This is a genomic window from Haloplanus sp. HW8-1, assembly GCF_023703795.1.
Taxonomy (GTDB): domain Archaea; phylum Halobacteriota; class Halobacteria; order Halobacteriales; family Haloferacaceae; genus Haloplanus; species Haloplanus pelagicus.
Genome location: NZ_CP098518.1, coordinates 3,357,678 through 3,378,589 on the forward strand (window position 1 = coordinate 3,357,678; position 20,912 = coordinate 3,378,589).

18 protein-coding genes and 5 pseudogenes are annotated in these 20,912 nt (G+C 56.7%); 10 read left to right on the forward strand and 13 right to left on the reverse strand.

The window, feature by feature from the left end; all coding sequences use genetic code 11:
- Positions 1-85 precede the first annotated feature (85 nt).
- Positions 86-1,285, reverse strand: coding sequence for a transposase (locus tag NBT82_RS17635; protein ID WP_251329407.1), 1,200 nt, complete (start codon positions 1,283-1,285; stop codon positions 86-88).
- A 170-nt stretch (positions 1,286-1,455) separates the two neighbouring features.
- Between NBT82_RS17635 and NBT82_RS17640 the strand changes: the two are divergent.
- The 4 genes and pseudogenes from NBT82_RS17640 to NBT82_RS17655 form a co-directional block, all read left to right on the forward strand.
- Positions 1,456-1,770: pseudogene (locus NBT82_RS17640) on the forward strand (ATPase, T2SS/T4P/T4SS family); the annotation flags it as partial.
- Positions 1,771-1,833: 63 nt separating this feature from the next.
- Positions 1,834-2,208: a winged helix-turn-helix transcriptional regulator gene (locus tag NBT82_RS17645; protein ID WP_251329408.1), complete on the forward strand. Its 375-nt coding sequence runs from the start codon at positions 1,834-1,836 to the stop codon at positions 2,206-2,208.
- Positions 2,209-2,352: 144 nt separating this feature from the next.
- A complete protein-coding gene (locus tag NBT82_RS17650) occupies positions 2,353-3,294 on the forward strand; it encodes an NmrA/HSCARG family protein (protein ID WP_251329409.1) in 942 nt (313 codons plus the stop codon).
- A 107-nt stretch (positions 3,295-3,401) separates the two neighbouring features.
- Positions 3,402-3,995 carry a hypothetical protein gene (locus tag NBT82_RS17655; RefSeq protein WP_251329410.1) on the forward strand — a complete coding sequence of 198 codons (594 nt, stop codon included), beginning with the start codon at positions 3,402-3,404 and terminating at the stop codon, positions 3,993-3,995.
- A gap of 352 nt (positions 3,996-4,347) precedes the next feature.
- Here the strand turns inward: NBT82_RS17655 and NBT82_RS17660 are convergent, their stop codons facing one another.
- From NBT82_RS17660 to NBT82_RS17675, 4 genes are all read right to left on the reverse strand, one after another.
- Positions 4,348-4,590 (reverse strand): hypothetical protein, encoded by a 243-nt coding sequence (locus tag NBT82_RS17660; RefSeq protein WP_251329411.1) that lies wholly within the window; start codon positions 4,588-4,590, stop codon positions 4,348-4,350.
- A 23-nt stretch (positions 4,591-4,613) separates the two neighbouring features.
- On the reverse strand, positions 4,614-4,916 hold the full coding sequence (locus NBT82_RS17665) for a hypothetical protein (RefSeq protein WP_251329412.1): 303 nt from the start codon (positions 4,914-4,916) through the stop codon (positions 4,614-4,616).
- A complete protein-coding gene (locus tag NBT82_RS17670; protein ID WP_251329413.1) occupies positions 4,913-5,305 on the reverse strand; it encodes a DUF8122 domain-containing protein in 393 nt (130 codons plus the stop codon). The genes NBT82_RS17665 and NBT82_RS17670 overlap by 4 nt, the downstream gene beginning before the upstream one ends.
- Before the next feature lie 548 nt (positions 5,306-5,853).
- On the reverse strand, positions 5,854-6,504 hold the full coding sequence (locus NBT82_RS17675) for a hypothetical protein (RefSeq protein ID WP_251329414.1): 651 nt from the start codon (positions 6,502-6,504) through the stop codon (positions 5,854-5,856).
- Positions 6,505-7,288: 784 nt separating this feature from the next.
- Between NBT82_RS17675 and NBT82_RS17680 the strand changes: the two genes are divergently transcribed.
- Positions 7,289-8,173 (forward strand): NAD(P)H-binding protein, encoded by an 885-nt coding sequence (locus NBT82_RS17680; RefSeq protein WP_251329415.1) that lies wholly within the window; start codon positions 7,289-7,291, stop codon positions 8,171-8,173.
- On the opposite strand, the gene NBT82_RS17685 is transcribed toward NBT82_RS17680, so the two are convergent.
- A complete protein-coding gene (locus NBT82_RS17685) occupies positions 8,174-8,602 on the reverse strand; it encodes a hypothetical protein (protein ID WP_251329416.1) in 429 nt (142 codons plus the stop codon).
- Between the two features lie 61 nt (positions 8,603-8,663).
- Here NBT82_RS17685 and NBT82_RS17690 point away from each other — a divergent pair.
- A pseudogene (locus NBT82_RS17690) lies at positions 8,664-9,134 on the forward strand (ATPase, T2SS/T4P/T4SS family); the annotation flags it as partial.
- A gap of 535 nt (positions 9,135-9,669) precedes the next feature.
- Here the strand turns inward: NBT82_RS17690 and NBT82_RS17695 are convergent.
- Positions 9,670-10,488, reverse strand: a complete 819-nt coding sequence (locus NBT82_RS17695) for an IS5 family transposase (RefSeq protein WP_251329417.1) — start codon at positions 10,486-10,488, stop codon at positions 9,670-9,672.
- 276 nt (positions 10,489-10,764) lie between these two features.
- Here NBT82_RS17695 and NBT82_RS17700 point away from each other — a divergent pair.
- Positions 10,765-11,404: pseudogene (locus NBT82_RS17700) on the forward strand (IS6 family transposase).
- 22 nt (positions 11,405-11,426) lie between these two features.
- Here the strand turns inward: NBT82_RS17700 and NBT82_RS17705 are convergent.
- From NBT82_RS17705 to NBT82_RS17715, 3 genes and pseudogenes are all read right to left on the reverse strand, one after another.
- Positions 11,427-12,065, reverse strand: a pseudogene (locus NBT82_RS17705) (IS6 family transposase).
- A gap of 37 nt (positions 12,066-12,102) precedes the next feature.
- Positions 12,103-12,954: a transposase gene (locus NBT82_RS17710; protein ID WP_345780664.1), complete on the reverse strand. Its 852-nt coding sequence runs from the start codon at positions 12,952-12,954 to the stop codon at positions 12,103-12,105.
- A gap of 224 nt (positions 12,955-13,178) precedes the next feature.
- Positions 13,179-14,465, reverse strand: coding sequence for an ABC transporter substrate-binding protein (locus tag NBT82_RS17715; protein WP_251329418.1), 1,287 nt, complete (start codon positions 14,463-14,465; stop codon positions 13,179-13,181).
- A gap of 419 nt (positions 14,466-14,884) precedes the next feature.
- Here NBT82_RS17715 and NBT82_RS17720 point away from each other — a divergent pair, with 419 nt between their 5' ends.
- Positions 14,885-16,330 (forward strand): aldehyde dehydrogenase family protein, encoded by a 1,446-nt coding sequence (locus NBT82_RS17720; protein ID WP_251329419.1) that lies wholly within the window; start codon positions 14,885-14,887, stop codon positions 16,328-16,330.
- A gap of 396 nt (positions 16,331-16,726) precedes the next feature.
- Here NBT82_RS17720 and NBT82_RS17725 read toward each other — a convergent pair.
- Positions 16,727-17,613: pseudogene (locus NBT82_RS17725) on the reverse strand (IS1595 family transposase).
- 139 nt (positions 17,614-17,752) lie between these two features.
- On the reverse strand, positions 17,753-18,526 hold the full coding sequence (locus tag NBT82_RS17730; RefSeq protein ID WP_251329420.1) for an IclR family transcriptional regulator: 774 nt from the start codon (positions 18,524-18,526) through the stop codon (positions 17,753-17,755).
- A gap of 135 nt (positions 18,527-18,661) precedes the next feature.
- On the opposite strand from NBT82_RS17730, the gene NBT82_RS20355 reads away from it, so the two are divergent.
- Positions 18,662-18,763, forward strand: coding sequence for a DUF7108 family protein (locus NBT82_RS20355; protein WP_425601759.1), 102 nt, complete (start codon positions 18,662-18,664; stop codon positions 18,761-18,763).
- A 38-nt stretch (positions 18,764-18,801) separates the two neighbouring features.
- Here NBT82_RS20355 and NBT82_RS17735 read toward each other — a convergent pair whose 3' ends face one another.
- Positions 18,802-19,161, reverse strand: a complete 360-nt coding sequence (locus tag NBT82_RS17735; RefSeq protein ID WP_251329421.1) for a PadR family transcriptional regulator — start codon at positions 19,159-19,161, stop codon at positions 18,802-18,804.
- A gap of 338 nt (positions 19,162-19,499) precedes the next feature.
- Here NBT82_RS17735 and NBT82_RS17740 point away from each other — a divergent pair, with 338 nt between their 5' ends.
- Complete coding sequence (locus tag NBT82_RS17740; RefSeq protein ID WP_251329422.1) at positions 19,500-20,855, forward strand: aspartate aminotransferase family protein; 1,356 nt, start codon at positions 19,500-19,502, stop codon at positions 20,853-20,855.
- Positions 20,856-20,912: the final 57 nt, after the last annotated feature.

The following is a 20,912-nucleotide window of genomic DNA, read 5'->3' on the forward strand; positions in this document are numbered from 1 at the left end:
GCCTGCATGAGGCAGACCATCCCGCACAGCAGGATGTACGGCGCTGGCCGATTGCAGTTTCGGGACGGCGCCACGCGTCTCACTGTCATGATGGACTCGACGTGTGTGGTCCCGTGGCACTATCGCGGGTGCGCCCATCCCGTGGCGAGTCATCGCTGTCCGATTTCCAAAGACAGCTCTCTCCCCGCGGGTCACCGCGACGCGCGATGTTCGCCGCGGCGTTGATGTCCGCCTGAAACGTCGTAATGTGACACTCCTCGTTCTCGCAGCGGAACTCCCCCTGTGAGGGCCGTGTCCCGATTCGATGACAGGCGTGACAGATCTGACTAGTGTACGCCGCTGGGACGTAGGTGACGGGGATACTCGCTTCAGCAGCCTTCTGTTCAATTCGCCGCTGGAGTTGACCGAACGCCCACGAATGCAACCGCCGATTCATGAACGTCCCGTACTCGAGTTCCCGAACCCCGTCGAGGTCCTCCATCACGAGATACGGCTCATCGTGTTGCGCCGCGTAGTCGACTGCCTCTCGACTCGCCTTTTCGATGATGTCATGCAACGCGTTCTCATACTGCCGTGCCTGTCGTTGTTGCCGCCACGGTGCAGCGTCCCGTTCTTGGAGTCGCTGAAGGGTCGTACTCCGCTCTTTTCTAAGCTGTTTCGCACGGCTCCCACTGACGCAGAACGGGTTCGTTGGCGTATCGCGCGTTAGGGCACAGCCCGTGACCAGCGCTGTTTCGCCGACATCTATCCCGATATACGTGGGATCGGTTACGTCCATGATGGTGGAGTTCCACTTTGCGGTCACATGGAGTAGCCAGGCTGACTGTCTTCGGACTAGCTGGAGTTCACCGGCTGTCACGTCCTCTTCATGCAGTAGCCGCTCCCAGAGGTCCCGTTGCTCCGGATTGATCTGGAGTGGATTCCAGAAGTTCGTTCCCCGTCCCGCTTGGGGAACATTCCAACAGAACTCGTGCGTTCGCTCCTCGTCGTGATCGAACTTTGCTGCCCGGTTCGACAGCCGAACCGGATGGTCCTCGGCTAATTCAGTTGCCTCGTACTCGTTCAGGAGACGCGGTACGAACGGTTTGAGTCCATCTTTCGCCTGATACGGCAGTTCGTACGATTTGACGATCTTGTTGACCGCGCTCATCGTCCCTGCTTTTGCGTTGAATGCAGCTTCCAGCGCCTCTTGATACGTCTCTTGGAGCTGCTGGAGTTTCCGCTCTTTGTGGGCTGTTGGCGAGACTAGCTGTGCTTCAAGGGTCCGTACGATGGTTATGGCCATAGATCATCCGGCTGGAAGTGTCGACCGCTGCACCCGATTTGGTCTCGTCATCGTATTTGAGTCTCAGGACTACCGGGTCGTGCGGCCACCTGTGTCGTAACAGCCGGCACCCGTGCCGGCTGTTTCCATAACCAGACCTGCTGCGAACAGGTGGCACGTCGTTCATGGGCTCCATCCGGAAACAGGCCGGCGACGCCATGGCGTCCGTCGACCTGCTCGAACGCGACGCCCTCTCGACGGAACTGGTCACCCTCCTCTGGATGCTGTACGAACACCACGGCGTCGTCCTCTTTTCCGGCCCGACCGGCGTCGGCAAGACGACGCTCATGAACGCCGTTTCCCGAAAAGTCTCTCTAGGTGTACAGTCACTACACCTCCAAAATACTAGTAGTAGGTCTCCAACGCCCATAAGACGATCATCGATATTCCGTCAAAAGCAATGTGCTGACTCGATAGAAACGCTGCTACCCCAAAAACAGGAATAAGCATAGGAATCGACAGAGATGCGGCATAGCTTTTTATCGAGTTGTGTGTTAACATCTAACTATATGAGTTGCGATGACCTCCCCCCAAAACCAGATCCCGACGACGACGTATTCGAAGTTTGTCCGGTTGCTCGGGCGTTCGAGATTGTGGGGTCAAAGTGGCGACTCACCGTCCTCAGAAGTCTCCACCTGTACGGCGAACAACGATTCAGCGAACTGCAAGAAACGACGACGGCTGATTCAACGACCCTCTCTCGCGTGCTTGAGAACCTCGAAGAGCAGAATCTCGTTACCCGACGCTTGGAGGACCGGCCGATTGCAACGTACTACGACTTGACGGAACGAGGGGAATCACTCACCGGCGTCTTTGACGAATTCGAGGAATGGGCATTCGAACACACCGCCGCGGAGATGCCTGCCGTCGATCTACCCGAGTAGGTCGAACTGATCGGTGCTATCCGGTTACAAAATGTTACTTGGTTATACAGCAATAACCGACTCACACACATATCACAAAAATTATAATTCTTCCCGAAGGTAATATCGTCATCGTGGCCACTTCGGCCACGGAAGCTGATAGACATGGCAGAAGCACCAGCGGATACCGAAGACAACAGAGAAAAGACCGTCCTCGTGGTCGGTGCGACAGGAAACCAGGGTGGCGTCATTATCGATCACCTCCTCGCAGCCGAGAGGAAATTCACCGTCTGCGGTCTGACGCGAACGCCGGACAGAGAGGCCGCACAAGCACTCGCAGACCGCGGTGTGGACGTCAGACGGGGTGACCTGAACGACAAGGCGACACTCCGACCCGCTATCGACGGTGTCGATGCTGTCGTCATCGTGACGAACATCTGGACAGCCGGATTCGAGGAATCAGTCCGCCAGGGAAAGAACATCGCCGACGTGACCGTTGAAGGCGGGGTTAGACACATCGTGTTCAGCGGCGCTGGCTACCACGACCAGGACCTCGGAATCACCGCCTTCGAACCAGCTGGAGAAGTCGAGCAGTATATCAGGTCGCTGGACGTGCCCGCGACCTTCCTGCGACCGGTGTGGTTCATGCACAACCTCGAACCCGCCTTCGAGGATATCCTCAATGGCACGCTCGCCCTGCCCATCAAAGAGGGCGTGACTCTCCAAATGATCGACGTTGACGATGTCGGCCGGGCGACCGCGCGGGTTCTCACTGATCCCAACGAGTTCGCCGACGAGGGATTCGACCTTGCAGGTGACGAACACACACTCTCCGAGATGGCCAGGATCCTCTCCGAAGTAACGGGCACTGACGTTCAACCGTTCTCCGTTCCTATCGAGGACGCCAGGGAAGAGATGGGCGACGCGATGGCCGAACTGTTCCAGTGGTTCAACGACGAGGGGTACTCGGTCGATATCGAGAGCACGGAGCGACGGTTCGGGTTCGAGTTCACCAGTTTCCGTGAACACCTTGAGAATAATAATTGGGCTGACAAGCAACAACCGAGCCGGATCCCGGGCCTCGTGAAGGCTATGATGCAAGGCTGATGCCATTATGCAAAACACGACTACAAGGGAACCAGACCTTACGGTCGCTACGGGGGTTCATCGGAACGACATCGACGGCGTCAACTGTTATCTATCCGGGGTGACCGATGGCGTCGATTGACCAGCCAACGTCGCATCGTGAAGAACTCGGGTTGATCGTTGATCTCGCTGACCAACAGTTTGCCATCGTCGCCGTTCTCGTCACGATCGGGGCACCGGTCGTCGCGTACCTGTCGGGCATCGCATCGCTCATGTTCTACGTTCATGTGGCTCTTGGAGCGTTCTGGTTCGGACTCGACTTCTTTTTCAAGTTCGTACTCGGACCCGCTCTCGATGCTGCACCAGAGGATGCTGCCGGATCAGTCAATCACCACCTAATCCCGAAGATAGTCGCGGTGGCTGAACCGCTCAGCGTCGGTGTAATCGGGTCCGGCATCGGCCTCGCATTCATGTTGGGGTATTGGGCTAATCCTTCGATTTGGCTGTGGGGAGCGCTCGTCATCGGAGTGTTGATGCTCATTAACGGCTTCGGGCCACTACACCTCGTCACGACGAGGATGGTGGTTGAGCTCAACAAGGAGGACCCGGATGGCGAGCGACTCGACGCGTTGTTCGGCCAAGCCATGCAGTGGGGGCTCCTCCAGACTGTTCTTATGTTGGCTATCATCGTGATGATGGTCGGCCTCCGTGGCTTGCTCTAATCACACTCGTCTCGATAATGCAAACAGTAGAACGAAGAGGGCTAATGAGGGACAGGACGGCATCATAAGACGAGTCGAATCCGAGGCAATGACCGATCGATTATCTCCCGTGTCTCCGAGTCGGGGAACGCGAATTCAGGTCAGCAACGACCCCTGAAACGACTCGTAATGAAATCTACGCGAATTCAGGATTGATATGCTGAGTAGGTAATAACTGTGGAACGCCCACATACCCTTCTCCCTACGACGACCGATCGGTTTCCGGTGCCTGTATTCTGGCGCGTAGCACGAGACACAATAACGCCGTCAGCTCTGTTGAACCCCCAGCAACTGCTGGGAGCTACACGCTAGCTTACTCCCGCAGCCGCTTCGCGAGGTCATCGATCTCGACATCGCCGGTCTCGACCGATTCAGTCCCGTCTTCCGTTTCAGTTGCCGGCACCGCAACCTCCTCGTCAACGACCGGTGTCTGTCCCTGTCGGTCATGCAGCGTGCGCTCGGCATCCCCGAACGTCCCTGGCATCGACTCACCGATGATGTGTCCGTCTCCGCCTCGGTATCCCCAGCCGTTCGCGTCCGTGTTGTCGTGATGCATGATGTGTGGTTCCTGTTGGTCGCTTACTCTCGCCGCCAGAACTCGTCCGCCCAGGACTTCTCGTAGAGCTTGAGCTGGATCTCCTCGCGCTTCTCGTAGGTGTCGTCGACGCCGCCGAGGTAGTAGCCGACACCCTCCTCAAGCTCGATATCCTCGGTCCAGACGGTGCAGATGACCGGTTCCGATACCGTATCGTCGCCGAGCGCCACGCGCTGATACGGCTGGTGTGAGGCAACGTCTTCGATCCAGTTGACGAACCCCTTCGTCCTGACCCAGCCGTGCGTCCCGTCGAGGTCGCCCAGCTCCACGAACGGCGGTCCGCTCATCGCTGTCCACCGCCTGAGACCAGCGTCACGCCGCCCGTTATCCGCTGGTCGGGGAGCACGGCGTCACACCAGGGACAGGTCCTGCTCGCTCGGAGCGGATCGTAGAGCTCGTCGCACGCCGAACACACGGAGAGCCCTTCCGTGTCGATGCGGCCATCGTTGATGAGCTCCGTCCGGAGCAGGCCGCCTCGGACGACGAACAGCACGTTGTAGGGCGCGTACAGACGCGTGAACCGTGCGTTACACTCGGGGGCGCGAACGGGGATCGCTGCCTTCCATCCCTCTTCGAGGGAGATCTCCGCAGGCGTGCGTTCTTCCCACATCTCGGGGGCATGCGGGCGGTTGATGGGCGGGACGTACGACTCGTCGTGCGTGTAGTGGTCGAACATTATGCAGTGTTGATTCCCTGTCTACCGACGGCGGTACTCAGCCAGATCTCGCGGTATCGCTGGACAGCGTCGCCACTGAGCGTGGGACGCAGACTCTGAGAGAACAGCCGCTATCGACGACTGCTGGTCGTCGAGTCAGTCACGACTCCTCAGAATGAGGACGGTGCTGAGTACTGACCGTCGAAGACTTCGAATACATCGCGCGGGAATTGGCGCGCGTGTTCAGAAGAACGGTCCGCGGACAGTTGGTGACCTCTCCGATGGAAGACTTCCAAAGGATGAGCCCTCGCCGGAAACCCTGCTAAGGGCTTCCTTCGTGCGAGCGTACTATTCTCCGAGAGCCAACACTCGAAGGGGACAGCACTTCTCGAAGTCTTATGACTTCGGGGGTCGCCAATTTCGGCCGCGATAAGGGTCGGCCAGCGGCTTCCCCTTACGGGGAACCACACTGACCGAACCGCCTCAATTACGCATATTGTCGCAAGAAGTAGTTAAAGGGGCGAGTATAGCCTTCAGCGATGCGCTAACGGCAGAAATCAACAGGGAGCCTACTGCAGTGGCTGGTTCTCCCGCTCGAAGTATCCGATTCGCTTGAGTTCCGCTTTGACGAGCTGGGTCACGCTGTAATGGTCATCATCGGAGACGCCATGCTGGGCGCAGAGATCCTGGAACTTCGGATGTTGGCTGAACCGATCCGGGAACCTCTGCTGGCTCGCCTCTGATAGATCCACTTCTGTCGGGTCATTTCCCTGTAAAAAGTGACGCCGCCGCTCACGATCGACGACGATGCCGATCGTACAGAGGGCAACCTTCTCGATCCGCTTTTGTTGGCCGAAGCGGTCGAGGTTCATCTGGCTCATCGCAGCAACGGCCCGTCGCTGCTGGTAGGTGGGAACGTCAAGGGCTGTACAGAGCGACTCCGTGATGCGTTTCTTGTCGCGTGCAGCCTCGCGGGTGCTGTGATTGCCGTCACTATGGTGACGACCCTCGTTCAGTCGGATGAGTTGCTTGATGTTCCCGTTTGCCGTTCCGATCCCGACGCGTGTCTCTCCCAACGGATCGTATCCGGTCGTGTACGCGTCGGGCTGGTGGTCGCGTAGCTGCTGTGCGGACGGAACCAGTTCTGGGTCATCATCGATCTCATGGTCAGTCTCCGTCTCGCTCGTCTCTTCGGTCGCCTGCACGCGTTCTTCGGCCATCGGTATCTCGTCGCTGTCTGGTGGAATTACCGCAGCCCATTTAGTCTTTGAGTCGATTTTGGTCCGGTCTGTACTGCGGCCACCCGTTTAGTCTGGCGACCATGTTCATAATCGGATCTAACGACCGAAAGCCGACGATACGCTGTTTGAACGGGGTTCCATCTGTTTCGTCCCTGCCATACTCGAACCCCACCCCCGCAAGAAGGAATCACACCTTCCGAAAACTCTCACTATGAGCCTGTCGACGCACCGACCACAGCAAGTGGTTCATCCGACGCAGACAGGAACAACACGTCTGCGACGCGGAGATTGCGCGAACCGAGCGACGCGATAGTGACTGCCCCGCTGTTCATCAGAGCGTTCATAATCGGTTGCTGTCGGGCGATTCGGAGGTATAGATGATAGCGACTGCGTACGGGCTGCCTTCGGTGGGAGCGACGATACAGCCGAAATCGGTAGGTTACGCACTGGTTGCTGGGCAGGCAGGGCTGTGTGCGCGTGGTCGTGCGTCAGGCATACTTGCAGGCCGATTGCGGGAGCAGATCTATTCTTGCGGGTCTACAAGCCGATTATGAACAATAAACCGCCGCCGCTGTGCGTCCAAACGACCGTATGCGGCGCCCTCGCCCTGTTCAGCCGACTATGAAACGAGACTTGTCCGCACCAGAACCCACTGCCCATTCTTCATGTGGGGCCTCCGATTCAGGTGACCCCGTTCTGCACGAACAGAATTTCCCAGTAAATCGACCGAACACCCTTCGGGTAGCGTCCCGTATACCCCACAATGCGTGTCCTCGTCGTTGGAGCAACCGGGTTCGTCGGTGGCCGACTCGTCGAGTCGTTGCGCTCGGCCGGCCACGAAGTCGTCGCCTTCTCAAGGAGTGCGGGTCGGTCGAGATTTCCGGACGATGTCGAGCTATTCGAAGGCGACCTTGCCGATCCGGCATCGCTGGAGGGACTCTGTGACGGGATTGACGCGGCCTACTACCTCATTCACTCGCTGACAGCCAAGAATTTCGCGGAGCTGGATCGGACCTACGCCCGCCGGTTCCGGGAGCTGGCGTCGGCGGCCGGCGTCGACCGGGTGGTCTACCTAAGCGGCATTAGCGGCGACGAGCGAAACCTCTCGCCACACCTCGCCTCCCGCCGGGAAGTCGAGTCGGTCCTCGAAGCGGGAAGCTTCGATCTAACCGTCCTCCGGGCGGCGATCATCATCGGTGCCGGCAGCGCGAGCTTCCGCATCGTCGACGACCTCACCGACCGGCTGCCGGTGATGACGGTCCCGAAGTGGGTGAGTACGCCGTGTCAGCCGATCGGTATCGACGACGCCGTCGCCTATCTCATCGGTGTCCTTGACGTTGAGGAGACCCGTGGCGGCATCTACGACATCGGTGCACCGGAAGTGTGGTCCTACAAGTCACTGCTGCAGTTGACTGCCGAGGAGAAAGGCAAACGCGTGTTTATCGTGCCGGTGCCAGTGATGTCTCCGGGCCTCTCTTCGCATTGGCTCCGACTGACAACGGACGTCCAGTACGCCATCGCCCGTCCGCTGGCTGAGAGTATGCGGAACCCCGTGACAGTCGACCCCGAACGAGACCTGCAGTCGGTCGTTCCCATCGAGCAGACGCCGGTCCAGGTGGCGGTCCAGCAAGCGCTTGCGGACGGGTGATCAGGGTTCCTCGGTGGGGACCTCCTGGACAGGTATCTTCTGGACCTGTCGAAGATCCGTGAGGTGGGATGCGGCCGCCGCCGACAGCGGGAACGTCCCGTCGAGGTCCGCCACCGTTCGTCCATGAATCAGTCGGCCAACCGGGGCGCCGCCGGCCGCATAGGCTCGCTTCAGCCCAGCAACCAGCGGGTCAGCAAGCCCCATTCGACTGAGCATCCGTCCGACGGTCTCCGTGCCGACGTGGACAGACTCGCCCTCGACGAGGATGAACGCGAAGGGGTGGGAATCAAACTGTGCTTCGAGGAACGCCTGTATTGGCCCGGCGTCCCAGCGGACGGCCACGATGCCGTCTGCTTGGCGGGTCGCCGCCTCTGCGGCCGCACGAAACACCGAGTTGCTACCGTCGTACACGAGGAGCGACTGTTTCACGTCTCCGTTAGCTGCTTTGGGGATTTGAGTGTTTGCGAGCGGCGCGGTCGTATCGCTTGACCACGGCGTCCTCACCGTTCCCGTCCGCGACCCGCATCTGGAGGACGTGGAGGCCAACCGCGTCGACGAGCGCGTGAAGGTGATCCCGCGGGCGGTCGAACTCCCCGTGGGTCGTGTGCCGACCAACCTCGCGTTCGACGACGAGACGGCCTTCGTCAACGTCGTGACCCAACTCGCGGCGAGCGACGGGACGGAACTGAGCGCGAGTCGGCCGAGCGCGAAGGTGAACCTCGAACCGCCGGGCGTCGCGGAGACCATCCGCTGTGCCGTTGCCCTCCCCGTCATCTCCGAGGACGGCCCTCACGTCTCCATCCGGAAGCAGGCCGGCGACGCCATGACGCCCGTCGACCTGCTCGAACGCGACGCCCTCTCGACGGAACTGGTCACGCTCCTCTGGATGCTGTACGAACACCACGGCGTCGTCCTCTTTTCCGGTCCGACCGGCGTCGGTAAGACGACGCTCATGAACGCCTAAAGTCAACTTCTATTAGTATAGACTGTCTGTGGCGATGATTGCTAAAACAAGGGTAATCCTACAACAAGCAACTACGGTGCTATCAAGAATGCAGACAGCACTCACCTCAATCTACTCGTAGTCCGCTGATTCGTGAAGAATCTGTTTTCCTGCGTTTCAGTGCTTTTAGAGCCAGAATTGAATTTTTCAGATCGCCTTTGAACACCCGCTGAATTTTCGGAATCCATGCGGATCGTATGCGGCTCCCGTTTCCGTCCGGGACTCCGTACAAATCTAAAATGAAGAGGTGATATACTGTGGCCAGCTTTTTGTTCATTCAATGCCTCGTTGAATCGAAAGACTGCGTCGGGGTAGGGTTAATCAATCACAGTTTTACGGTGTCACAGACGGGTTTCGAACTCAGAATATGCAGTAGCCGCTTCTCCCGGCATTGCTGAAGAGTCAGAACTATGGTATTTAGCGTTCTTGTTTCGATGACGACGGCGACGCCTCTCCCGGATACGCCCGGAGAAGGGGGAGCAGGCGGCGAGCCCTAACTCGCCGCCTGCGTTAGGTTATGCACGATACACTTCCGTGTCAGCTCCCGGAACTGGCCATGCCAGCTCCGGGAGCGGAGCTTCTCGCCGTCGTCTTCCTTCAACTGCGAGAAGCCCGTTTCACTCATCCAGCGCTGGTTGTAGTCATTAGCGTCCATTCGGGCGTTGTGAGCCTTCTGCAACGGTGTCTGTTCCCTGTGCTTGATCAACGGGCGCGTTGACTCGGAGCGACACTCTTCACGGAGTTCTCCCCACGAGTAGTTCGCGTCAGCAGACAACACACGCAGGTCTTCCGCGTTCCGGCGGAAGACCTGCATCCCAATATGCCCGTCCCACGCCTTCTGCGTCGTGAAATGAACGTCCTTGATCGCTAAGGAGTTCACATCGGTCAAGATCGTCGTCTTCATCGACTGGAACGAGAAATCAGCGCGGTCGCGGTAGTGGTAGCTGGTTTGATCGCGCTGGAAGCCACTTGCATCAATTGCGGCTTCACCACTCCAGCCCGCCTGCTCCGCCGACGCGCGGAGCAGGCGGCGGAGTTCACGCATTCGGTACTCATCTTCCCACCGACAGAGCGAACTGTAGTGCGGAGCCTCGTCAAGATCGAACACGGCGAGAATACCAGACATCTCGTTAAGGTAGTCTTCAGTTTTGCGGAGGCTCTTCTCCAGTTCGACACGGTACAGAATTAACGCGATCTGGACCCACTCAGCGTACCCGTCCGCGCCATCCGGCGCGGCGGGTACGTCCGGATCGCTAACGTGCTGTTTGGCAAGGTTTCGACACATCCAGGCAAGCCGTCTGAGCGATGCCATATCGCCAGACGGCGTCCATTTCCCGGTTAATCTGGCGGAATATCACCGTGAGAACGTCTGAGGATACCCTTAGTCGGCGGCAAAACAAGGCAAGCTGACAACTATGAGTACTGTCCCCACTGCGGCGAAGAGACGGTTGAACCAGTAGAGTGATCTTCTGGCCCGGAACTTCCCGTCGTTGGGTATCGATCGATCTGTTCATTCCCTCTTAACGCCTGTTCCGGTCATCGTGGTCGCGTTAAGTTAGAGAATGAGGCGGACGAGTTCTGAGTGTCTATGGCAGAATTCGACCGCCTCAACGGATGTATCGAGTGGATAGACTTGTCGTTTGTGGAGCGACGACGGACTCCCGAGTGGGCGATTCAAGTGGGGCATCCGATGTCATCTAGCGGGTATGTCACTTCGGGATGCAAGTCAGTTTCTTGAGGAGTAGGGGGTCCAACGCAGTCATGTTTCGATCCATAAGTGGGTTCACAAGGCCGATCTACAGCCGATTTCGACGGTGACTGCGAATCAACTCGCGGTCGACAAGAAAATGATTCGCCTCCACGGACAGCAGTTTTGGCTGTACGGTGCTGTCGATCCCCAAACAAACGAAATTCTCCACGTCAGTCTCTTTCCGATAGCAACGAAACAGACGACACGGTGGTTTCTAGCCGAGCTTAATCATCGGTATCAGCTCACCGACGTGCTGTTTCTCGTCGATGATGCTGATTATCTTGGTCCAGTTCTGGCCGAAGATGGCTATCGATTTCAGACTCTCGCACATGGAAATCGGAACGCTATCGAACGTATCTTTTGGGAAATAGAACGCCGAAAATCTTCGTTTGCAAATAGTTTCAGCCATGTCGAGCTAGAGACAGCTCAAAACTGGCTCGAAGTCTTCGCCGTCCACCACAACTCACGCCAAAGTTAACGCGATAGAACGATAGGTCGCGTTAACTTTGGCATCGATTCCACCAGACGGCGAGGGCTTGGAGCCACGATTCTGCGGTCGTCGGCTCCGCGTGGCTGAACGTATTTGAAAACGAATATGTTCGTCGTTTTACTTCTCTAAATATACGTTCGACAGCATTCCGATTGCCATGGAGTTCGTATCTGCAATCGAGGCCGTGTCGGTCGAGTGCGGTTTGGAGTCACTGAGCATCGTCGACGAGAAACACGGCGGTTTCGACATCGTGTTTCTCGCGTAACTCGCTCAGGAAGATTTCTGTAAGGCCGGTCGTATACGTGCTAAAGAGCCGAATATGAAGGAATTTGTTTGTTTCAGGGTCGATGGCGACATACAGCCAGTATCGCTGATCGTTGATTTGAATCACGGTTTCGTCGAGCGCAACGTGATTTGGGCTCGCACCGCCGTCGGGCTGTAGATCGGCCTTCTGCACCCAGTTGTGGACGGCTGTTCGAGAGCGTTCGACACCCAACCTCTCAAGAATTGAGATGGTATTCGAAAGTGATAGTCCAGCCACGTGCATCTGAATACCGAGCCGCATCGCGAACTCGGGTGTCCGCTGACGCTCCACAAAATCTAATTCGATCCAGCCGCTATCATCGCTGAGGCGTGTGATTTCTGGCATAGAGCACTACGAAATCATCACGCCTCACTCTTTACGCTTAACTTGACACGACCGAACGATAGGTATCAGCTGTACCTCGCCATCGACGATGCGCAATTCGACGGCCTCTGCCGTTGTGGGATTGACACCGATATTCCGGAGCTCTTCGGGAGTGAAGAACATCGCTGCCCCGATCGGCTCCCCATCGCCGTCGTGAGCGATACGCGCTGTTCGACCGTCTGGGTGCGTGCGGATGATGGCTGGAATCTCGTTGCCCATCACCTACGCCGATTGTCTCCGGTGGTAAATACCGTCCAATTAATTGGGATTGGTGGAATTGGTAGAATTGGCGACCGGAGTAGAATAATTGGTGAATCCGATTCGGAGACGATGACGTTTCCAGCAGCATACGTTTCAGCTTCGTGTCGTGTTCGCGCTCGATACAACAGTGAACGTCCAACACCGCTAACGACTCTGTATCGGTCAGCGTCGCCGCTTTGATCGTCCTGACACTTCGCCCACAGCGCTGGAGGTAGTGCTGTGAAGCTTGTTCCCGTTCGAAAAATGTGCTGTCCAGTGCAACGTGGCCGGATTGCGGGTGTTGCTGCGCGGAGATGCGCAGCAACGCCCGCCAGATGTACATGGCGTAGCGGTCAAACGAGTGGTAGAACGTGGTCGGGTCAGGCGGCGCATCTGGGTTGAGTCCGAGCCGCTCACACACCGCCGGCATGAGGCTCATCCGATCAACGAGTTCGGGGTAGGTGTGCCCCTCCTCCTTGTGAATACAGTGAGCGACGATGTGGGCTTCGCGGGCAAGCCCGCCTGACTCGGGCTTGCCCGCTCGCTTTCCCAACGCTTGTTTGGCTACACGCAGTGCTGTCTCAACGTGGTCGAGAAGCGCGACTGCCATAATCGACTTCTTGACCTCATCTCCTCAAACCATTACGGAGTTATCCCGCTGTCGTCCGCCATTTTCAATAGAGCACAAAAAACGTATCCGAGGGCACTGAGGAAAGCACGATTATGTAAGAAATCTGAAAAATCGAGCCGGAGCCGACCGGACCTGCCGGTAGCTGTCAGGGGCCGTGATCCCCGAACGGTCGGTATCGTGTCTCCAATTCGAGGACGATTTGATCAGCTTCCCGCTGCCGACTGCATTTCGCGCCAGATCGACATCATCTCTTTTTCATCAAACAGTCCCTCGTAGAAGACGCTGCGTTCCAGTGCAGTGTCGAGATATTCCAGATCCAGTACGTTCTTCGTGTTTTCACTGTATTTTTCTCGAACGCCCGCGTGTGGAACCGTGACTGGTGTCTGAACGGACAACTTGTAGGCAACGTCTGGGCTCATCATCATCGCTGCGTAGTTGTCGCTAATCCGTGGGTGGTTGCCCTTTACGAATGCGGTTGTTTCGACCCAAATCACACCCTGCTTGACACCGTCAACCGCCTGGGGCACGTACGTCCTGAAGTTCATTGCGCCTTCGTTTCGTATGATGTTTGCCACCAGGTTGGGGAACCCGATTGCAATATCGAACTCACCGGCTGACATCGACTGTGCCACTGACGGATACGAATCGAGAACCGAGGCGTTCTCGGCCAAGGCGAGCCCTGCTTCCCGAATGTCTTGTATTTCTTGTTCGCTGTGACTCTTGAACGGATTGATGCCCTCCCTCTGCATGACTGCAATCATGTTGAAAAAGAAGGACCCACCGTTCAGGACGACATCGTATTGGTCCGAATACGCGACATCGTACCCTTGGTCTGCAATTTCTGCGTCACCGACGGTATCCCGGTTGGCAATGATACCGAAGTATCCGAACCGTTGCGGGAATCCGTAGAGTTGTCCGTCCTGGTCGAAGGTCCAGTCCTCCTCGTTGACGAAGGTGAACTTGAAATCCGAGTTATCCGGGTGGAAAGCATCGAGCAATGGGTCGAAAATATACGGTTCCCACGTCTCGTAGTCCATCGGGCGAACCAATCCGGCTTCTGCGAACCGTGGCAGCCAGGCATTGTCGACGGTGACGTGGTGCCAGTCGCTCCATTCACCTGACTCAAACCGGTTGAATACCTCCGTATCGCTCAGGTGGAGCTCAACGTTACTCTCCATATTGAACGTGTCTTCGATCGGGCTCTGCACCTCCTCTACCTCGTATCCTGCCCATGTCATATGGTTGATAGTTTCCGAGTTTTCCTCCTCCCAACTGCTCGGTTCGTACAGGATCTCGGATTCGTCCGGAGCCACGACCGGTGACGATTCTTTGTCCATCCAAGGCATCTTCCCGCTGGTCGAGTAGTCCGCCTCGGTCTCTCCGCCATTGTCTCCTCCGTTGCTGCCCAGGCATCCAGATAGCGCGAACGTCGCCGCGCCGAGACCTGCTGCTCTCAAACATGACCGCCTTGTTACATTTTTCTCTGTCATTTTCAATTCTCGATTTACTGTTTCGATTGTGCTACAGTAAGCACTTTATAATCCAATTACAAATAGGTTTTGGTCATATTTGTGGCCAATTGCACATGTCTACAATCGTTAATTAGACATTTATTTGTGTGCCCGTAACTCAGGACGGATCGAGCCGTTCGGACCGTCGGAATTCCATCCCCACCATGGCGGCCAGAGACTCCCTCAGAGCCTCAAGAGGACCGTGGTGTTTTGAGCCACCGAACTGCCCGGCCTGTCGTCAGGCCGGGACTGACGTAGACGGTCCGTATCAGTCACGATGACCTGAAAGCCGCCGAATTATGGCTCCTGGCCTTCGCTTGCTGGCACGATATAATGAACTAAACACTAGCCGTGCAATCGTCGAAAACGTTATACAGACCGGTTCAGTACGAATTTCTGTGCACTATCCACTTTCAATAGGAGGACGACAACGTAGTGTTGATCGTCGGATCGATGTCGAGAATCCGGCCACTGGTGAGATCGTTGGATCGGTTGGCAGCGGTAACCGAAAAGATGCCGTGCAGGCAATCGAGGCTGCAAGGGACGTAGCTCGCACGTGGCAACAAAGCGACCCACACGAGCGCGAACGGGCGCTGCACGCCGTGGCCGATCGGATCGAGAACGACGTCGAAGAAATAGCCCGTCTGTTGAGCAGGGAGACGGGCAAGTGCCTCGGGACAGCCGAAGACGAAATCAGAGAAACTGTCAGCCAGTTTCGGTTCTATGCGGGAGTCACCGACAAAATTAGGGGGAGTACGATACCGACGCCGACCGACCGGTTCAATTACACCCGGCGCGCACCATACGGTGTCACCGCACACATCGTGCCCTGGAATTATCCCGTGCTTATCGGGTCACGAAGCATCGCTACCGCACTCGCTACGGGGAACACAGTCGTCACGAAACCGCCGGGCAGTGCTCCACTGAGTACGATGTGGTACGGCGAGTATCTCGTCGACGAGTTCCCCGACGGGGTAGTCAATATTGTTCCCGGTCCCGGGAACGAGGTGGGGGCCGAACTGACGGAGAACGGTGACGTAGACGCCATCAGTTTCACCGGATCGAACCGTATCGGTCAACGTGTAATAGAGTCGGCGGCCAAAAACATCGTCCCGGCAGATGTAGAACTCGGGGGCAAGTCGCCAGCGATCGTTCTCCCCGACGCCGATCCGACAGAGGCTGGCGTCGGAATCGCGACGGGCATTTTTTCGAACACCGGCCAGAACTGCGTCGCCACCTCCCGGCTCATCGTTCACGAAGAGATCAAACAAGCGGTGGTAGAAGAAATCGTCAGGCAGGCAGAGTCGATCGAACTTGGACCCGGAACCGATCCGAGTACCGGTATGGGACCGGTCATTTCTGCGTCAGCACAGAAGGACATGCAAGCGTACGTTGAGATGGCCAAAGAAAGTGGAGCAACATTACTGACCGGCGGCACGATACCCAACGATCCCGACCTCAGCGATGGGCACTTCTTTCAGCCGACCGTGTTCGACGACGTGGAACCGGACGACCGCATCGCAAACGAAGAGATATTCGGTCCGATACTGTCGGTCATTTCAGTCTCAACGGTCGAAGACGCAATCACTGTCGCCAACGACTCCCGGTACGCTTTGGCAGCGAGCCTCTGGACGGAGCGTCTAGAGGCAACCACCATAGCCGATCGGCTTGATCACGGAGTGGTCGCGGTAAACTCTTTCCCGGTCACGATGCCACAGAGCCCTTTCGGCGGAAACAAGGAGTCGGGTATCGGCAGAGAGGGGGGACTGGAGGGTGTCAGGGCTTTCACCACCGTCGATAGTGTCATCGTAGATCACAGTGAGATGGGAACAGGGTACCGATGATCGGTGCCAACTGCGTTCGCAATGTGCAAACGCCGTTGCTCGCATGCCAACCTGTTCATCGAGTTCAACGATCCATGCCGGCCAACAGTACGAGAGCCGGCCCGGAGCTCGGGAATATCAGTCGGTGAGTGAAACTCTGCACAGGATCCTCCGACGGGAGTTTCCTGACAGAGAAATCGTGCACGGTGTCCCGAGACATGTCGAGAACGTTATATTCAGAGTAATTCCGCCAGCTATCTCGGGCAATCACGATTCAACTCCCACTACAACATCCGCTTCAGTATCGGGAGCTTGCCTTTCTGTCGATACGCTCGTCTGTATATAACGAACAGAATTCGAATTGGTGCACAGTTATGATTTCAATTACAACGCTCTCGTGAATCTCGTTGTTAATTTTCAGAGTGCAGCGTCGAGAGCATGTTTGAGTGCTTCATCTCCCGGCTTTCTGTAGATGTCTCGACGTAAATGAAGCGCTCTGAAGTACAGCGTAAGCCGTGTTTTCGAGATACCTCGATGAGGCGAGAGCCACCGTCGCGCCAGCGACGCGTGGCTCTCGCAGCCATTTACGTGAACATCGCCGTCAACGTACTCACCGTTGCCGTGAACGACGTATTCACGGTCGTAGCTGTCGTCATCTTCGAGTGGATCGTGCGCTCGCAATCCGTCCGTGTAGACGGTCAACGACTCCTCCTCGTGGTCATCCAGCAGGAGTCGAACCGTCGATTCGTCGGTGGATTTCGCTGGCACGATGTACCCCTGGTCCGAGCCGCGATCCACGAGCGTGAAAATCGGTGCATTGTCCTGGTTAAACGAGCCGAGCCTGTGCGTGGACAGCCCACGCGAGCGCGACTCGTGATCGTCGCGCTCGCGGCGCTTCATGCCCGCAGAGACGTACAACTCGTCGATTTCGACCAGGCCAGACAATTGCATCGATGGCGCGTCGAGCGCTCTGGTAAAGCGCTCGACGCGCTCTCTGAGCGTTCTGAAGGACACATCGAGTTCAGCCTCGATCTGGCGAATACTGGTGTTGAACCGCAGAAACACGTAGATCGTGAAGTACCACTCCGTCAGCGAAAGCTTCGAGTGGGCGAAAATCGTGCCGGTCTTGTCGTTGAACGTGCGTCCGCAATCCTTACACAGATACCGTTGATAAACCCGATAGCTGCCGTTCTTGACCGTCCGGTCAGAACGGCAGGGGGGCAGTACACACCATCACGCCAGCGGACCTGCTGCAACAGGTCCGCGGCGACCGATTCCGACACAAATCGGTCTACTGTGAACATATCTGGCACCGCTGGCGCGGTGCGCTTGCCCTCTTCGACTTTCAGCGGCAGCTCTGGCTGTCAACAATCTCCGTCACAAGAGCGCAATCACAAACATATGGTTGTTATTGGAGCGGAGTACTGAATCGATCGGTTGACGCTACTGGCGCTGGTATCGGTCGTAACCCTCGATCACCCGTTCGATTTCCTCAACGAAATCGAACAGCTTTTCGGGAATATTTTGAAAAAACATCTCCTCATCGGCACGGTAAGTTGGCTGTCCGAGACTGACGCCACCGAGGATCCCCCCCTCCGAATCGTGTATGAGCATTCCAATGGCACGGAACCCCTCGTTCAGTTCCTCCTCGCTGACACCGAATCCACGTTCACGCACTTCGTCCAATTCCCGCCAGAGTTCGCCCTCGTCCGTTATCGTCTTCTCCGTTTGTTTCGGTAGACCCCATCGATCAATGATGGCGCGCACCCGGTGGTCGGGGTATTCCGCCAACATTGCTTTGCCGACTGCTGTGGTGTGCATATAATAATAGTCGTATATCGGATCGTTATCAGGACCGACCTCGGTGAGCAAGGAAATGAGACGTCCGTGTTCTTCGACGTTGAAATCTGCTTCGTCGTATGGGTTATCGACAAGATTGTGTAACCGTTCCTCAACGGCCTGATAGCGCCGATCCTGGGATTTTGCCTCGGTTCCGACACACAGAAACTTGAGTCCGAGGTGATACTCATTCTCCTTCTTGACGAGGAATCCGTGATATCTCAACGTCGTAAGATGTTGGTGAACTGTTGACTTGGGCATATCGAACGTCTCGGCCAGTTCCGTTACCCCGACGGGACCGTGGTCCATTAGATAGTCAACGATCTCTAGTGACTTCCCCGTCGTGCTCAGCGTTCGTCCAATGTCGAGATGTGTCATGTGTTGGCCCAGGATGCGCGTAGTTATATACGTTTGTATATTACGAAAAAATGTACCCCGGGAAAGTAAACGCCCCAGCTGTTCCCACTGTTGTCGGATACCCTCGTCGTGGGGTGTTGGCCCCACGGACTGGAGATGGCGGAACTCTTCGTCTGGAACGCGTTCCCGAGCGACGATCAGAAGGCACTCCTCGAGGAGTCAGTCGAACTGATCGTCGAACTGACCGAGATCCGTTGAGTGCAGCCGCTATAACGAGCATATTGCCGTCGGGCGAGCTACCGAAACTGGTCGACGAGGTCCTCGTTGTCGTCGGCGCGGTCCGAATCCACGATGAGCTTGTCGAACGACCACGCGAGCTGGTCGAGTAGTGCCTGGTATCCGTCCTCTGTCAGTGCGTACTGGTTGGTCGGTTTGTCGAGTTCGCTCTTCTTTACCAGCCCCATCTCGACGAGATCGTCGAGGTTGGGATACAGCCGGCCGTAGTTGACGTCGTCGTCGTAGTAGGTCTCCAGTTCGCCTTTGACCACGAGACCGTAGCGAGGCTCCTCGGCAAGTATCGTGAGGATGTTCCGCTGAAACGCTGTTAACTCTCGGGCGATACCCAGCGTCTCGACAACTGTTTGTCCCTCTGACATACAAGAAAGCATTTCACCAGTGTACTCAACGTTTGGCAAAACCGAACGACGGAGTGGTAGATTCTCGGATTCGGTTCCGGGACAGTCGGCAGTAAATATCTATTCCGTACGCGGCGGATCAGGGTCGCTATGGCCTCTGTGTACGCGCTGGGGTGAGACCGTGCTGTTCGAAGTTTTCAACTGCTGCCGTCGAGATATCCGGCGTCTCGACAGTGAAAACTCGATTGGCTTTGTACCTCGGAAGTTTGTCCGTCTCGATCAAAACGAAGGGAAGGTTTATAATATCACGAGCGTAAGGCAGGCACAAGTGGCTGAACAGTAGAGCCACTGGAATAAGCATGAGCGATACTGAGACTGAGAGAGACCTGACCGGAGGCGAGACAGAGAGAGAAATGACCGAAAGCCAAAAGCTCCACGAGGAGGCACATTCAATCTTTCCTGGTGGGGTGTCCCACGACATACGGTGTGACTTTGACCCGTATCCGTTCTACGTTACGAAGGCAACGGACTCCCGAGTGTGGGACGTTGACGGAAACGAATACGTTGATTTCTGGAACAACCACCACGCCAGTGTTCTCGGTCATTCCTACCCGGATATTGTCGAGGCAGTCAAAGAGCAAGCCGAGAAGGGACTCCACTACGGGTTCACAAACGAAAAAGCACTCAGATTAGGCCAAAAAGTCAGGGAATATGTTCCCTCGGTCGAACAGCTACAGTTTTGTGTCACGGGCACCGAGGCGACCATGTACGCAGCGCGGCTCGCCAGAGCACACACGGGCGGTGATTACATCCTCAAGGCGGAAGGGGGATGGCACGGTGGTAATTCGGAGTTCATGGAAGCTGTGCATGTCCCGTTCGACGAACCGACGACGAACGGGCTAGCGCCGGGTGTGGCCGAACATCTCGAGTCATTCCCGGTCAATGATCAAGAGGCCGTTCTAGAATTCCTTGAGGCCCACCGCGGGAATGTCGCAGCGGTTATTCTTGAGCCGATGCTGGGTGGTGGAGGCGGATTGGAGTGTGACGAGGAATTTCTGCAGTTCCTCGAAGACGCAAGCGAGGACTTCGGGTTCGCATTCGTATTGGACGAGGTAGTCACTGGGTTCCGGACGTCGCCAGGTAGCTACCAAGCACGGGTAGGAGTCTCGCCCGACCTCACGACGTTGGGGAAGTTCCTCGGTGGAGGGCTAGCTGTCGGGGCAGTAGGGGGTCGTAGTGAGTTCTTTGAGGCGGCTCGACCAGACATTGAAGTCCCCGCCGAGGAACGTGTGAGTACCGGCGGTGGGACCTTCTCAGCAAATCCATTGATGGCAGCAGCGGGACTTGCCGGACTCGAAGTCGTCGAAACCGAACCCGTCTACGAGTATATAGAGTCACAGGGCGAACGGATCCGCGAGGGTCTGCGACGCATCTTTGACGACCTGGGTGTTGAATGTCGAGTTCTCGGGATGGGTTCGTTCTTTATGCCACATTTCAAACCGGAGACGTCCCTGGATACCGTCTACGATATCGAAGCACGGACCGATCGGAGGGCAATAAAGGAGTTCCACAACCGCGTAACTGATCGTGGGTATGCGATTCTTCCCGGTCACCTGGGTAACGTCTCGTATCAGACATCCGAAAAACAAATAGATGGGTTCCTCCAGACAGCCGAGGCCGTCGGTCGTGAAATGAAAAGTGAGGGCATCTTGTGACCGTCGCTCCCGAATCCCAGCCGCGGTGACCCCGCGAAATCCAACGGTGTAAACAGA

Coding starts and splice junctions, on each gene's coding strand:
- NBT82_RS17730 (WP_251329420.1), bottom strand. CDS start 18,526: ATGACACATCTCGACATTGGACGAACGCTGAGCACGACGGGGAAGTCA.
- NBT82_RS17680 (WP_251329415.1), top strand. CDS start 7,289: ATGCGTGTCCTCGTCGTTGGAGCAACCGGGTTCGTCGGTGGCCGACTC.
- NBT82_RS17715 (WP_251329418.1), bottom strand. CDS start 14,465: ATGACAGAGAAAAATGTAACAAGGCGGTCATGTTTGAGAGCAGCAGGT.
- NBT82_RS17645 (WP_251329408.1), top strand. CDS start 1,834: ATGAGTTGCGATGACCTCCCCCCAAAACCAGATCCCGACGACGACGTA.
- NBT82_RS17695 (WP_251329417.1), bottom strand. CDS start 10,488: ATGGCATCGCTCAGACGGCTTGCCTGGATGTGTCGAAACCTTGCCAAA.
- NBT82_RS17710 (WP_345780664.1), bottom strand. CDS start 12,954: ATGGCAGTCGCGCTTCTCGACCACGTTGAGACAGCACTGCGTGTAGCC.
- NBT82_RS20355 (WP_425601759.1), top strand. CDS start 18,662: ATGGCGGAACTCTTCGTCTGGAACGCGTTCCCGAGCGACGATCAGAAG.
- NBT82_RS17650 (WP_251329409.1), top strand. CDS start 2,353: ATGGCAGAAGCACCAGCGGATACCGAAGACAACAGAGAAAAGACCGTC.
- NBT82_RS17735 (WP_251329421.1), bottom strand. CDS start 19,161: ATGTCAGAGGGACAAACAGTTGTCGAGACGCTGGGTATCGCCCGAGAG.
- NBT82_RS17740 (WP_251329422.1), top strand. CDS start 19,500: ATGAGCGATACTGAGACTGAGAGAGACCTGACCGGAGGCGAGACAGAG.
- NBT82_RS17665 (WP_251329412.1), bottom strand. CDS start 4,916: ATGAGCGGACCGCCGTTCGTGGAGCTGGGCGACCTCGACGGGACGCAC.
- NBT82_RS17675 (WP_251329414.1), bottom strand. CDS start 6,504: ATGGCCGAAGAACGCGTGCAGGCGACCGAAGAGACGAGCGAGACGGAG.
- NBT82_RS17670 (WP_251329413.1), bottom strand. CDS start 5,305: ATGTTCGACCACTACACGCACGACGAGTCGTACGTCCCGCCCATCAAC.
- NBT82_RS17655 (WP_251329410.1), top strand. CDS start 3,402: ATGGCGTCGATTGACCAGCCAACGTCGCATCGTGAAGAACTCGGGTTG.
- NBT82_RS17660 (WP_251329411.1), bottom strand. CDS start 4,590: ATGCATCACGACAACACGGACGCGAACGGCTGGGGATACCGAGGCGGA.
- NBT82_RS17635 (WP_251329407.1), bottom strand. CDS start 1,285: ATGGCCATAACCATCGTACGGACCCTTGAAGCACAGCTAGTCTCGCCA.